The following is a 12,561-nucleotide window of genomic DNA, read 5'->3' as shown; positions in this document are numbered from 1 at the left end:
GTTTACAGACTAATTTCTTGATAAAATAGAAGTTATGACAAGATATAAAGCAACTATTTCCTATGATGGTTACGTCTTTGCTGGTTTTCAGCGCCAGCCTCATGCGCGTAGCGTTCAGGAAGAAATTGAAAAAACCTTGACCAGGTTAAATAAAGGGCAAGCCATTACTGTTCACGGTGCTGGTAGGACAGATAGTGGGGTTCATGCTCTGGGTCAGGTGATTCATTTTGATCTACCTTATCAGATGGATGAGGAGAAGCTCCGTTTTGCTTTGGACACCCAGTCTCCTGAAGATATTGATGTGATTTCGATTGAGCTTGTGGCGGATGATTTTCATTGCCGTTATGCCAAGCATAGCAAGACCTATGAGTTTATCGTGGATAGAGGACGTCCCAAAAATCCTATGCGCCGTCACTATGCCACCCACTTTCCTTATCCGCTTGATGTGGAACGGATGCGGGAGGCTATCAAAAAATTAGAAGGCACTCATGATTTCACCGGCTTTACAGCCTCTGGGACTAGTGTAGAGGATAAGGTTCGCACCATCACAGAAGCTAGTCTTAGGGTTGATGAGACAGGCCAGTTTTTGACCTTTACCTTTTCAGGAAATGGTTTCTTGTATAAGCAGATTCGTAATATGGTGGGGACACTGCTTAAAATCGGCAACAACCGTATGCCAGTAGAGCAGATTGACCTCATCTTGGAGAAAAAGGACAGGCAGCTTGCAGGTCCCACTGCAGCACCAAATGGTTTATATTTAAAGGAGATTCGTTATGAAGAATAATCGTATTTTAGCACTTTCTGGGAATGATATTTTTAGTGGTGGTGGTTTGTCCGCGGATTTGGCTACCTATACCTTGAACGGCTTGCATGGCTTTGTAGCAGTGACCTGTTTGACAGCCTTGACGGAAAAGGGCTTTGAAGTCTTTCCAACTGACGATACCATTTTTCAACATGAATTAGATAGCTTGCGTGATGTGGAGTTTGGGGGGATTAAGATTGGTCTTTTACCAACTGTCAGTGTGGCTGAGAAGGCCTTGGACTTTATCAAGCAACGCCCAGGAGTGCCTGTGGTATTGGACCCTGTCTTGGTCTGCAAGGAAACACACGACGTAGCTGTAAGTGAACTCTGCCAAGAGTTGATTCGCTTTTTCCCTCATGTCAGTGTGATTACGCCTAATCTTCCTGAAGCAGAATTATTGGCAGGTCAGGAAATTAAAACCTTGGAAGACATGAAAACAGCAGCTCAGAAATTGCATGACTTAGGCGCGCCAGCAGTCATTATCAAGGGAGGCAATCGCCTTAGTCAGGACAAGGCTATGGATGTCTTTTATGACGGACAAACCTTTACAGTCCTAGAAAATCCCGTCATTCAAGGGCAAAATGCTGGTGCAGGTTGTACCTTTGCCTCTAGCATTGCCAGTCACTTGGTTAAAGGTGATGAACTTTTACCAGCAGTAGAAAGCTCTAAGGCTTTCGTTTATCGTGCTATTGCACAAGCAGATCAGTATGGAGTAAGACAATATGAAGCAAACCAAAACAACTAAAATCGCCCTTGTATCCCTATTAACCGCCCTCTCTGTGGTTCTAGGTTATTTCTTAAAAATTCCAACACCGACAGGCATTCTAACTCTTTTAGATGCGGGTGTCTTCTTTACGGCCTTCTACTTTGGTAGTCGTGAAGGGGCTGTAGTAGGAGGACTAGCAGGTTTCTTGATTGATCTCTTATCAGGCTACCCTCAGTGGATGTTCTTTAGCTTGGTCAACCATGGCTTGCAGGGATTTTTCGCAGGATTTAAAGGAAAAACTCAGTGGTTAGGCCTTATCTTAGCAACGATTGCCATGGTAGGGGGTTACGCCTTGGGTTCTACTTTGATGAATGGCTGGGCAGCAGCCCTACCAGAAATCCTACCAAACTTCATGCAAAATATGGTAGGGATGATTGTAGGCTTTATCCTTAGTCAAAGTATCAAGAAGATTAAGTAATACTCTTCGAAAATCTCTTCAAACCACGTCAGCTTCCATCTGCAACCTCAAAACATTGTTTTGAGCAACCTGCGGCTAACTTCCTGGTTTGCACTTTGATTTTCATTGAGTATAAAGAGGCTGAGTCAAAAGTCTTTCAAATAAGAAAAACGCATAGTATCAGGTGTTGAAAACCTTGATACTATGCGTTTTATTGTGGGAAGATTTTATACTCTTCGAAAATCTCTTCAAACCGCGTCAACGTCGCCTTGCCATGGGTATGGTTACTGACTTCGTCAGTTCTATCCACAACCTCAAAACAGTGTTTTGAGCTGACTTCATCAGTCTTATCTACAACCTCAAAACATTGTTTTGAGCAACCTGCGGCTAGTTTCCTAGTTTGCACTTTGATTTTTATTGAGTATTAGATGAATATTAATCAAAATAAAGCAAATCTTTGCTGGTGCTTGTAAAGAGGTCGAAACCATCCTTGGTAACAACACCGCAGTCTTCAATACGAACACCGACTTTACCAGGGATATAGATACCTGGTTCAACAGAGAAGCACATGCCTTCTTCGATGACCATGTCGTTTCCTTCCATGATAGATGGGAATTCGTGGACATCCATACCGATACCATGACCAAGACGGTGGTTGAAGTACTCACCGTAACCAGCTTTTTCGATGACCTCACGGGCAGCGCGGTCCACTTCATGGGCAGTTACACCTGGTTTGATAAAGTCAAGAGCAGCTTGTTGGGCTTCAAGAGTCAAGTTATAAATGTCTTTCTTGAATTGGTCTGGTTTACCAACAGCGACTGTACGAGTCATATCTGACGCATAGCCGTTGACCAGAACACCGAGGTCAAAGAGGAGAAGAGCATCATTTTCAACCCTGTTAGCTGCTGGAATACCGTGTGGATTTGCAGCATTATCACCAGTCAAGACCATGGTATCAAAACTCATTTCATAGCCTTCACGTTTCATGGCAAAGTCGATTTGGGCGATGATATCTGTCTCAGTCTTATCAAGAGAAATATTGTCAAACCCCACTTTAACAGCCTTGTCCGCATAGATACCTGCAACCATCATTTTTTGCACTTCGTCAGCTGATTTGATGAGGCGCATGCGTTGGATACGAGGAGTGAGGTTTTCAAACTCAGCAGTTTCAAAAACTGTTTTCAAGCCATGGTATTTGGTCAAGATAAGATTGTCAAACTCAACAGCGACACGTTTGAAGTCAAGCTGTGGAAGAGCATGTTTCATTTTTTGCCATGGATTTTCAGAATCCACATAGCCCACAACTGGGAAGGAAACGGTGCTGCTTGCACGCTCAACCTCAAGAGCTGGGACAAAGAGGAGAGGTTCCTGATCTGCTAGGACAAAAAGGAACATTTGGCGTTCATGGGGGTCACTGTAAAAGCCAGTGAGGTAATTGATTGTGACGGGGTCAGATACGACAGCGACGTCTAGTTTTTCTGATTCAAGATATGTTACGATTTGTTGTAATTTAGACATATGCTACCTTCTTTCTACCCCTCTATTTTGGCAAAAAAAGTGAGAAAATGCAAGGGAGAAGGGTAAAAGAAAAGACAAAAAGAACTCCGACAAGATAACAGAGTTCTTTGATATAATTTCCTTTTGTTTAAGAAAAGTCAGCCTTGCTTTTCACGTCGCTGTATTCTTCAGCGATTTCTTGGCTGAGAATATCTTCATAGGCAGGGAGTTGGATGTCCTGACCATATTTCTTCTTGAGGGCAGTAGTGACTAGGCGATAAGCTAGATTGGCATTACGAGAGAGGATAGGCCCGTGGAAGTAAGAACCAAAGACATTTTTATAATGAACGCCTTCACCGATTTTTTCTTCGTTATTTCCATTTCCATAGACAACCTGTCCCAGTGGTTTTTGATCATCTGAGAGGAAGGTACGGCCCTGATGATTCTCAAATCCATAGTAGGTTTCATTGAAATCTTCATTATGAATCTTGATGTCACCGATAAAACGGTTATTGGTCTGGTTGAGGGTGTAGTGGCCCATGACCCCTAAACCTTCGATACGTCTCCCAGAAGCCTCAACATAATATTGGCCCAATAGTTGGAAACCACCGCAGATAGCCAGAACTACACCGTTGTTTTGGATGTAGTTGTCAATGCTCTCTTTTTTAGCAGGTAGGTCGTCTGCAATAATACTTTGTTCAAAGTCTTGACCGCCACCGAAAAAGGCGATGTCGTAGTGATTTTCATCAAAGTCATCATGGAGAGAAACGATGTCAACGGTCACATGGGCTCCCAGTTTTTCAGCCACATACTTGAGCATGAGGATGTTTCCATTGTCCCCGTAGGTATTCATGAGGTTCCCATAGAGGTGGGCAATGTTGAGCTGATAGGGGTAATTGCCAGCTTTTGAGGAAAGTGAAGTATAAACCATTAGTTCATCTCCTTTCTAACAATCTGACGACTAGCCAGCAGTTCGCGGAATTCCAGCATAGCAGTATAAGTTGCTAGGATATAGGCATGCTTACAGTCTTGGTTCTCAATGGTTTTAAGAACTTGTTCCAGACTACTTGTTTCAGTGATTTTATCAGCAGGATAGCCCGTCACTCGTAGACGACGTGCGATTTCAGAATGGCGAACACCGCCAGCGTTGATTTCGGGAATGTCCATGTCAGTGATTTGTTCAAAATCAGCATCCCAGATCCAGCTGGTGTCAATTCCATCTGCATAGTTGGCATTTAGGAGGACAGATAGGCTAAATGGATAAGGAGCTAGTTTAATCATCTCGATAGCTTGGGTCGCACCGACTGGATTTTTAATCAAGACGAGGGTGCATTCCTTGTCACCGATATGGAAGGTTTCTTGGCGTCCAAAGACTGCACGGCTCTTGTCAAATCCCTGCTTGATGAGTTGTGGATTTGCACCAAGGAAACGGGCGATAGCAACTGCAGCTAGGGCGTTGTAGATATTGTAGAGACCACCGATTTGAATACCGTATTCTTGTCCGTCAATGACAAAGCGAGAGCGATTGTTGGTCAACTCAACTAGTTCTGTCAAGCGATAGTTGAGATCAGGACGTTTGCAGCCACAATTTTCACAGATATAGGCCCCCAAGTTGGCATAGGTATTGTGCTCATATTTGAGGATGCCTTGGCAGTCAGGACAGAGAATTCCTTCTGTATTGTAGTGAGCTTCTCGAGCGGGTCCTTTTTCTAAGTCAAAACCAAAATACTGTACAGGATTTGGAATAGCTGGCTTGTAGAAAAGTGGACTGTCTCCATTAAGGAGAACAGTAGCCGTAGGCACCTTACGAATGGCATCCAAAATTATCTTGTAAGTTGTGTAAATTTCACCATAGCGGTCCATCTGGTCACGGAAGATATTCGTGATGACAAAAAGGCTTGGCTGGATATAGTCACAGATACGAGATAGACTGGCTTCGTCGATTTCTAGGACGGCAATATTTTTCCCAGTTTTAGAAGATTTGGCTGTTAAGAAGGTTGTCGCAATTCCTGTAATCATGTTGGCACCGCTTGGGTTGGTCAGAACTTGACCATAAACCTCTTTTAAAATGCCGACAGTGAGGGCAGTTGTCAAGGTTTTTCCGTTGGTTCCAGTGACCACGACAATCTCGTAGTTCTTAGCTAGGTTTTGTAAAATATCTTTATCAAATTGAAGGGCGACTTTTCCTGGGAGCGTACTTCCACGGCCAAGACGGCTTAAAATGAAGTGGGAAGAACGCCCAGCAAGAAGGCCCAAAGTAGTTTTTAATTTCATGTTTCTATTATATCATAAAAGAGGGAAAAGACAGATTTGAGATTCCGCAGAAGTAAAAACAGCCCAAAGAGGGCTGTTCGATACGATCAAATCTCAACTTAAATCGCAAACAAGTCATTCAAGTTCTCAGCCAAGGTTGGGTGAGTGAAGATTTGTTTTGTGAAGTAAGTGTAAGGAATCTTGTTGTCCATAGCAACAGTGATGATGTTGATGATTTCTTGAGAACCTTCTGAGAAGATGCTTGCTCCAAGAATTTCTTTTGTTTCAGTATTAACAACAGCTTTGAAAGCTCCACGAAGGTCTCCATTTACGTGACCACGAGGCATGGCTGCAACAGGAATTTCCTTAACGGCGTATGGAAGTTTCAAATCAGCTGCTTGGCTTTCAGTCAAACCAACTTGTGAAAGTGCAGGTGTGATGAACATAGTGTTTGGTACATTGAGACGGTCTTCAAGCGTGTAGCTACCATCTCCAGCAAGGTAGCTGTAAACAACACGGAAGTCATCAAGTGAAATGTAAGTAAATTGAAGGCCACCGTTGACATCTCCAACTGCAAAGACACCAGGAACGTTTGTTTGACAATGTTTGTCTACTTTAATAGCACCACGTTCAGTTAGTTCAATATCTGTATTTTCAAGTTGAAGTGGTTCTACATTTGGTTTGCGTCCAGTTGCGTAAAGAAGGGCGTCGAAACGGTAAGTTTCATTTTCAGTTACGACAAGCACTTGGTCACCGTCATTTTTAATTTCAGTAGTACGGATATTTTGAAGCAATTCAATACCGTCTTCTTCCATGTATTGTTTAGCAAGAGCTGCGATGGAAGGTTCTGCACGAGGAAGGAAAGTATCCAAGGCATCTAGGACTGTGACCTTGCTTCCAAGTTTGTTGTAAAGACCAGCAAATTCAAGACCGATATTTCCGCCACCAAGAATTCCAAGTTTTTCAGGTAATTTGTCCAAGTTTTGGATACCTGTTGAGTCAAAGACGTTTTTGCTTGTAGCAAGTCCAGGGATTGGCAAGACGTTTGAAACAGCACCAGTGTTGATGACGATTGTTTCAGCAGTCAGTTCTTTCTTTTCATCACCAGCTTGGATTTCGATGACTTTATTTGAAAGGAAGTGAGCTTCCGCATCAAAGATATCGACGCCTGTACCAGCAACAGTCGCATAGTTTTTACCGTTGAGGCGACCAGTGATCGTGTTTTTGGTAGCAATGACTTCTTCAAAAGACAAGTCCTTCTCAGCAGCAACTAGCAAAGTTTTAGTTGGGATACATCCGATGTTGATACAAGTTCCACCGTACATAGCTTTGCTACGTTCAACGAGGGCAACTTTTTTGCCAGCTGAAGCCAATTTACCAGCTAGTGTTTTACCAGCTTTACCAAATCCGATAACGATTAAATCATAAGTTAACATTTAGAGTTCCTCCTATTCGAATTTCATTCTAGCACAAGAAAAAAACTTTTGCACAATTCTGCTACGCTTTAAAAAAGTTTATGAAATAGTGGAAATTATAGCCTTACTTTCTCAGAAAAATCGTTTACATGATATTATCGATGGATTGGGCTATCTTTTGCTCTGTTCTTGTGTTATACTAGATAGGTTGCAAAGAAAACAGTACTTTTCTTTTGTGGAAAAGAAGCAACACGATTTTATATCCAGTATATGAAAATACGTCATAAAAAGAAAAGTATAAACTAAGCCCTATAGGGTGGCTTCGCACCACCTTTAGAAAGAAGAATAACGTGAAATTTAATGAATTAAACTTGTCTGCTGATTTGCTAGCAGAGATTGAAAAAGCTGGTTTTGTAGAAGCCAGTCCGATCCAAGAACAAACCATTCCCTTGGCCCTTGAAGGCAAGGACGTTATCGGTCAAGCTCAGACTGGTACAGGAAAAACTGCAGCCTTTGGCTTGCCTACCCTTGAAAAAATCCGTACAGAAGAAGCGACCATCCAAGCTTTGGTTATCGCTCCAACACGTGAACTTGCTGTCCAAAGTCAAGAAGAACTCTTCCGCTTTGGTCGTAGTAAGGGAGTCAAAGTTCGCTCAGTATATGGCGGATCAAGCATTGAAAAACAAATTAAGGCTCTTAAATCTGGTGCCCATATCGTGGTGGGAACTCCAGGTCGTCTTTTGGACTTGATTAAACGAAAGGCCTTGAAATTACAAGATATTGAAACTCTTATCCTTGACGAAGCGGATGAAATGCTCAACATGGGCTTCCTTGAAGACATTGAAGCTATCATCTCTCGTGTCCCTGAAAGCCGTCAAACCTTACTTTTCTCAGCAACTATGCCAGATGCCATCAAACGTATCGGTGTTCAGTTTATGAAAGAACCTGAGCATGTGAAGATTGCGGCTAAGGAATTGACAACAGAATTGGTTGACCAATACTATATCCGAGTTAAAGAGCAAGAAAAATTTGATACCATGACACGTCTTATGGATGTGGAACAGCCTGAGCTTGCTATCGTATTTGGTCGTACAAAACGCCGTGTAGATGAATTGACTCGTGGTTTGAAAATCCGTGGCTTCCGTGCAGAAGGAATTCATGGAGACCTAGACCAAAACAAACGTCTTCGTGTCCTTCGTGACTTTAAAAATGGCAATCTTGATGTTTTGGTTGCGACAGACGTTGCAGCGCGTGGCTTGGATATTTCAGGTGTGACCCATGTCTATAACTACGATATTCCACAAGATCCTGAAAGTTATGTTCACCGTATTGGTCGTACAGGTCGTGCTGGTAAGTCAGGTCAGTCTATTACTTTCGTATCACCAAATGAAATGGGCTACCTCCAAATCATTGAGAATTTGACCAAGAAACGCATGAAAGGTCTCAAACCTGCAAGTGCAGAAGAAGCTTTCCAAGCTAAAAAACAAGTGGCTCTTAAGAAAATCGAACGTGATTTTGCAGATGAGACTATCCGTGCCAACTTTGAGAAATTTGGTAAGGATGCTCGTAAGCTGGCTGCCGAATTTACTCCAGAAGAATTGGCAATGTATATCTTGAGTCTGACTGTTCAAGATCCAGATAGCCTTCCTGAGGTAGAGATTGCACGTGAAAAACCACTGCCATTTAAACCATCAGGTAATGGCTTCGGTGGTAAAGCTAAGGGAGGTCGTGGAGGCCGTCGTGGGGATGACCGTCGAGACCGTGATCGCCGTGGCAATGGTCGTCGTGATGATTTCAAAAAAGGAAGTCGTGGCAATGATCGTTTTGATAAGGAAAAACGTTACCGTAAGGATAATAAAAAACCACGTAATACTTCAAGCGAAAAGCAAACAGGCTTTGTTATTCGTAACAAGGGCGATAAATAAGAAAAAGCGGTTCAAAATGTACTGACCCCAAAAAGTTAGACAATTAATTTATCCGAAGGATTTAGTTCTGTATTGCACAGGACTGAGTCCTTTTAGTTTTACCTTAATTCGTTTATTGTTGTAGTAGTCAATATAGTCTACAATGGCTTGTTTCAATTGGTTGAGCGACTCAAATGACTTCTCATAACCATAAAACATCTCCGATTTCAGAATGCCAAAGAAAGATTCCATCATGCCGTTGTCTGGGCTGTTACCTTTACGTGACATGGATGCTTGAATTCCCTTACCCTCTAGAAACTGATGATAAGAATCATGTTGATATTGCCAACCTTGGTCACTATGGAGAATCGTATTCTCGTAGCGCTTCTCTGTGAATGCTTGTTCCAACATTGTTTTTACTTGTTCTAAGTTGGGTGAAGTTGAAAGATTATAGGCGATAATTTCGCTATTAAAGCCATCTAAAACTGGTGATAAGTAAAGCTTTTGAGCGCTTGCTGGAATGGCAAATTCTGTCACGTCCGTATAACACTTTTCCATTGGTTTAGCTGCTTCAAATTGGCGTTGAATAAGGTTGTCTGCTTTCTTGCCAACATCTCCTTTATGAGAAGAATACTTGCGTTTCTTGCGGATTCTAGCTTGTAAATTGAGCACTTTCATCAAGCGTTGAACTCTTTTATGATTGACCAGATAACCACGATTTCTTAATTCTAAATGGATTCGACGATATCCGTAATTTCCTTTTTGTTCGGTAAAAATAGCTTGAATTTCAGCTTTAAGCTTTTGATCCTTATCTGGTTTGTCTAGCTGTTTCAAATGATAGTAGTAGGTCGAACGAGCGAGTTTAATGGTTTTTAGAAGAATATCTAACGAAAAATCAGTGATTAATTCTTGAACAATTTCTGTCTTTCTTCTTTCTCTTTTTCCTCCTTCAAGCGGAGTTCTCTCAACTTTTTTAGGACAGCATTCTCCGCTCTCAGATACTCGTTTTCTGCTTGAAGTCGTTCTAACTCTGTCATCTCTTCGAGTTTCTTCTTTGGTTTATGTCCCATTTTAGATGGTCTCCCTTTTGTTTTCTCAACAATAGTATACCCGTTTTTCTTGTATTGTGCCATCCAATTTGGAAGCATACCACGATTTGGGAGAGCATATTCGAGAGAAACTCTATCTTGAGACCAGTTTTCATGTAGGACTTTATCAATCATTTCTTGTTTTAATTCAGGAGAATAGTAACGATTTTTTTCTTTTTTGACGAACTCTATTCCATAACGATCAATCAATTTAATCATGTACCTAATATTAGAATTGTTTATCCCAAATTTATTTGAAAGCTTCTCTAAGCTATATCCTTGTTTTCTAAGTTCATAGATCTGAACTTTATCATCATAAGTTAATTTCATAATAAAAGCACCCCAAAAGTTAGATTTTTTCTGTCTAACTTTTGGGGTGCAGTTCAAAATGAATCGCTTTTTTATATAAGGAGACCGAATGGAAAAGAAAGATAAATAAAATAGATATATTATCTTCTTGTAATATTATAATACACAAAAATAGGGAGCTTGTCAATAGAAAAGAAGCAATTTAATTAAAAATATTCTTGTTTTTTCAAATTGCAATTAAATAAGCAATTTTCAGATAATAATTGAAAATTCAAGCTGTTTATGTTATAATGATAGCGATTAAATTCGAGGTGAAAAATGGCACATTTATTAGAAAAAACTAGAAAAATTACTTCTATCCTGAAGCGCTCAGAGGAGCAGTTGCAGGAAGAACTTCCATACAATGCGATTACCCGTCAATTGGCAGATATTATTGACTGTAACGCCTGTATCGTTAATAGCAAGGGACGTCTCCTTGGCTATTTTATGCGTTACAAAACCAATACAGATCGTGTAGAGCAATTCTTCCAAACTAAAATTTTCCCGGATGACTACATTCAAGGTGCGAACATGATCTACGATACAGAAGCCAATCTGACAGTTGATCATGATTTAAGTATTTTCCCTGTGGAAAGTCGTGCCGACTTTCCAGACGGTTTGACGACCATTGCACCGATTCATGTATCAGGGATTCGCCTTGGTTCTTTGATTATTTGGCGCAATGATAAAAAATTCGAAGACGAGGACTTGATTCTTGTTGAGATTGCGAGTACCGTGGTTGGGATTCAACTCCTTAATTTCCAGCGTGAAGAAGATGAGAAAAATATCCGCCGCCGTACTGCTGTTACCATGGCGGTTAATACCCTTTCTTACTCCGAACTCCGTGCTGTTTCAGCAATTTTAGGGGAATTAAATGGAAATGAAGGGCAGTTGACTGCGTCTGTGATTGCAGACCGTATCGGAATCACTCGTTCTGTGATTGTCAATGCCCTTCGTAAACTTGAGTCTGCAGGGATTATTGAAAGTCGCTCACTTGGAATGAAGGGAACCTATCTTAAGGTCTTGATTTCAGATATTTTTGAAGAAGTGAAGAAAAGAGATTACTAATGACTAAGGCTTTAATTTCGATTGATTATACAGAAGATTTTGTTGCTGATAGTGGGAAGCTGACAGCAGGTGCTCCAGCTCAAGCAATTTCAGAAGCCATCAGTAAGGTGACTCGATTAGCTTTTGAACGAGGAGATTACATCTTCTATACAATAGATGCTCATGAAGAAAACGATTGTTTCCATCCAGAAAGCAAGCTGTTTCCTCCTCACAATTTGATTGGGACTAGTGGTCGTAATTTATACGGAGATTTGGGAACCTTTTATCAGGAGCATGGTTCAGACAGTCGTGTCTTTTGGATGGATAAACGTCATTACTCAGCTTTTTCGGGTACTGATCTAGATATCCGTTTGAGAGAGCGGAGAGTGTCTACCGTTATCTTAACAGGTGTCTTGACGGATATCTGTGTCCTGCATACAGCTATAGATGCCTATAATCTAGGATATGACATCGAGATTGTTAAACCGGCTGTTGCATCTATCTGGCCTGAAAATCATCAATTTGCCCTAGGTCATTTCAAAAATACACTTGGAGCTAAGTTAGTAGATGAAAATCTAAATGAAATTTCAGAGTAATTTAGTAGATGAAATGAAAAAAATTGAAAAAAGTGTTGACAAGCATCCTAAAAGTTGATATACTAGTAAAGTAATCGACGCGGGGATGGCGGAATTGGCAGACGCGCAGGACTAAGGATCCTGTGACCGCTTTAGGTCGTGAGGGTTCAAGTCCCTCTCTCCGCATAGGATAAGAGTTAGCTTAGGCTAGCTCTTTTGTTTGGCTCTTTGTCAACTTTAGTGGGTTGAGAAAACCTAAGATCTAGAAAGGACGAAATTCGTCCTTTTTTTGATATTGCCGAAACACTACACATTGAGGTTGATGTAAACTGGTATATAGTTCCCAATTTTTATTTCACGATTGTTTCTATTGCTTTAATTTTTATGATATAATGGGCACCTCTAAAAACCTATCCAATGGACACCAAAATATGAGATAATAGCCTTATCATAAGATGAGGTTATTATT

Annotated in this window: 12 protein-coding genes and 1 tRNA gene; 7 read left to right on the top strand and 6 right to left on the bottom strand. The window is 41.1% G+C overall.

All coding sequences use genetic code 11. The annotated features are described in order from the left end of the window. The first annotated feature begins 34 nt into the window (after window positions 1–34). Genes truA through K1I71_RS03525 form a run of 3 tightly spaced genes read left to right on the top strand, consistent with a single transcriptional unit; the run spans window position 35 to window position 1,986 of the window. Window positions 35–784, top strand: a complete 750-nt coding sequence (gene truA / locus K1I71_RS03535) for a tRNA pseudouridine(38-40) synthase TruA (protein WP_049499584.1) — start codon at window positions 35–37, stop codon at window positions 782–784. Further along, the gene (locus tag K1I71_RS03530; RefSeq protein WP_223330240.1) at window positions 774–1,547 is read left to right on the top strand and encodes a bifunctional hydroxymethylpyrimidine kinase/phosphomethylpyrimidine kinase; all 774 of its coding nucleotides are present in this window, start codon (window positions 774–776) and stop codon (window positions 1,545–1,547) included. The genes truA and K1I71_RS03530 overlap by 11 nt, the downstream gene beginning before the upstream one ends. Next, complete coding sequence (locus K1I71_RS03525; protein WP_000814989.1) at window positions 1,525–1,986, top strand: ECF transporter S component; 462 nt, start codon at window positions 1,525–1,527, stop codon at window positions 1,984–1,986. Before K1I71_RS03530 ends, K1I71_RS03525 begins: the two co-directional genes overlap by 23 nt. A 190-nt stretch (window positions 1,987–2,176) precedes the next feature. On the opposite strand, the gene K1I71_RS03520 is transcribed toward K1I71_RS03525, so the two are convergent. The 5 genes from K1I71_RS03520 to K1I71_RS03500 form a co-directional block, all read right to left on the bottom strand. Then, window positions 2,177–2,371 (bottom strand): hypothetical protein, encoded by a 195-nt coding sequence (locus K1I71_RS03520; protein WP_223330239.1) that lies wholly within the window; start codon window positions 2,369–2,371, stop codon window positions 2,177–2,179. Window positions 2,372–2,400: 29 nt separating this feature from the next. Continuing rightward, window positions 2,401–3,483, bottom strand: a complete 1,083-nt coding sequence (locus tag K1I71_RS03515) for a M24 family metallopeptidase (RefSeq protein WP_223330238.1) — start codon at window positions 3,481–3,483, stop codon at window positions 2,401–2,403. Between the two features lie 127 nt (window positions 3,484–3,610). After that, entirely contained in the window at window positions 3,611–4,393 is a 783-nt protein-coding gene (gene gatD / locus K1I71_RS03510; protein ID WP_223330237.1) for a lipid II isoglutaminyl synthase subunit GatD, read from the bottom strand. Next, on the bottom strand, window positions 4,393–5,736 hold the full coding sequence (gene murT, locus K1I71_RS03505) for a lipid II isoglutaminyl synthase subunit MurT (RefSeq protein WP_223330236.1): 1,344 nt from the start codon (window positions 5,734–5,736) through the stop codon (window positions 4,393–4,395). Before murT ends, gatD begins: the two co-directional genes overlap by 1 nt. A gap of 98 nt (window positions 5,737–5,834) precedes the next feature. Further along, window positions 5,835–7,151: an FAD-containing oxidoreductase gene (locus K1I71_RS03500; protein ID WP_024057465.1), complete on the bottom strand. Its 1,317-nt coding sequence runs from the start codon at window positions 7,149–7,151 to the stop codon at window positions 5,835–5,837. 329 nt (window positions 7,152–7,480) lie between these two features. Here K1I71_RS03500 and cshA point away from each other — a divergent pair, with 329 nt between their 5' ends. After that, window positions 7,481–9,055 carry a degradosome RNA helicase CshA gene (gene cshA / locus K1I71_RS03495; RefSeq protein WP_000671125.1) on the top strand — a complete coding sequence of 525 codons (1,575 nt, stop codon included), beginning with the start codon at window positions 7,481–7,483 and terminating at the stop codon, window positions 9,053–9,055. Window positions 9,056–9,103: 48 nt separating this feature from the next. Here cshA and K1I71_RS03490 read toward each other — a convergent pair. Continuing rightward, a protein-coding gene (locus K1I71_RS03490) for an IS3 family transposase (protein WP_223330235.1) occupies window positions 9,104–10,452 on the bottom strand; the annotation gives its coding sequence in 2 pieces (ribosomal slippage) (window positions 9,104–10,011 and window positions 10,011–10,452; 1,350 coding nt in all). A 297-nt stretch (window positions 10,453–10,749) separates the two neighbouring features. On the opposite strand from K1I71_RS03490, the gene codY reads away from it, so the two are divergent. From codY to K1I71_RS03475, 3 genes are all read left to right on the top strand, one after another. Then, complete coding sequence (codY, locus tag K1I71_RS03485; protein WP_000940738.1) at window positions 10,750–11,538, top strand: GTP-sensing pleiotropic transcriptional regulator CodY; 789 nt, start codon at window positions 10,750–10,752, stop codon at window positions 11,536–11,538. Beyond that, window positions 11,538–12,113 (top strand): cysteine hydrolase family protein, encoded by a 576-nt coding sequence (locus K1I71_RS03480; RefSeq protein ID WP_223330234.1) that lies wholly within the window; start codon window positions 11,538–11,540, stop codon window positions 12,111–12,113. Before codY ends, K1I71_RS03480 begins: the two co-directional genes overlap by 1 nt. Before the next feature lie 79 nt (window positions 12,114–12,192). Further along, window positions 12,193–12,278: transfer RNA gene (locus K1I71_RS03475), tRNA-Leu, on the top strand. The last annotated feature ends 283 nt before the right edge of the window (window positions 12,279–12,561 follow it).

The organism is Streptococcus mitis, assembly GCF_019929545.1.
In the GTDB taxonomy this organism is placed as follows: Bacteria; Bacillota; Bacilli; order Lactobacillales; family Streptococcaceae; genus Streptococcus; species Streptococcus mitis_BU.
Note: the sequence above shows the minus strand (reverse complement) of the source record. Positions and strands in the feature narration are given on the sequence as shown.

Coding starts and splice junctions, on each gene's coding strand:
- K1I71_RS03515 (WP_223330238.1), bottom strand. CDS start 3,483: ATGTCTAAATTACAACAAATCGTAACATATCTTGAATCAGAAAAACTA.
- gatD (WP_223330237.1), bottom strand. CDS start 4,393: ATGGTTTATACTTCACTTTCCTCAAAAGCTGGCAATTACCCCTATCAG.
- murT (WP_223330236.1), bottom strand. CDS start 5,736: ATGAAATTAAAAACTACTTTGGGCCTTCTTGCTGGGCGTTCTTCCCAC.
- K1I71_RS03480 (WP_223330234.1), top strand. CDS start 11,538: ATGACTAAGGCTTTAATTTCGATTGATTATACAGAAGATTTTGTTGCT.
- K1I71_RS03500 (WP_024057465.1), bottom strand. CDS start 7,151: ATGTTAACTTATGATTTAATCGTTATCGGATTTGGTAAAGCTGGTAAA.
- K1I71_RS03525 (WP_000814989.1), top strand. CDS start 1,525: ATGAAGCAAACCAAAACAACTAAAATCGCCCTTGTATCCCTATTAACC.
- K1I71_RS03530 (WP_223330240.1), top strand. CDS start 774: ATGAAGAATAATCGTATTTTAGCACTTTCTGGGAATGATATTTTTAGT.
- codY (WP_000940738.1), top strand. CDS start 10,750: ATGGCACATTTATTAGAAAAAACTAGAAAAATTACTTCTATCCTGAAG.
- truA (WP_049499584.1), top strand. CDS start 35: ATGACAAGATATAAAGCAACTATTTCCTATGATGGTTACGTCTTTGCT.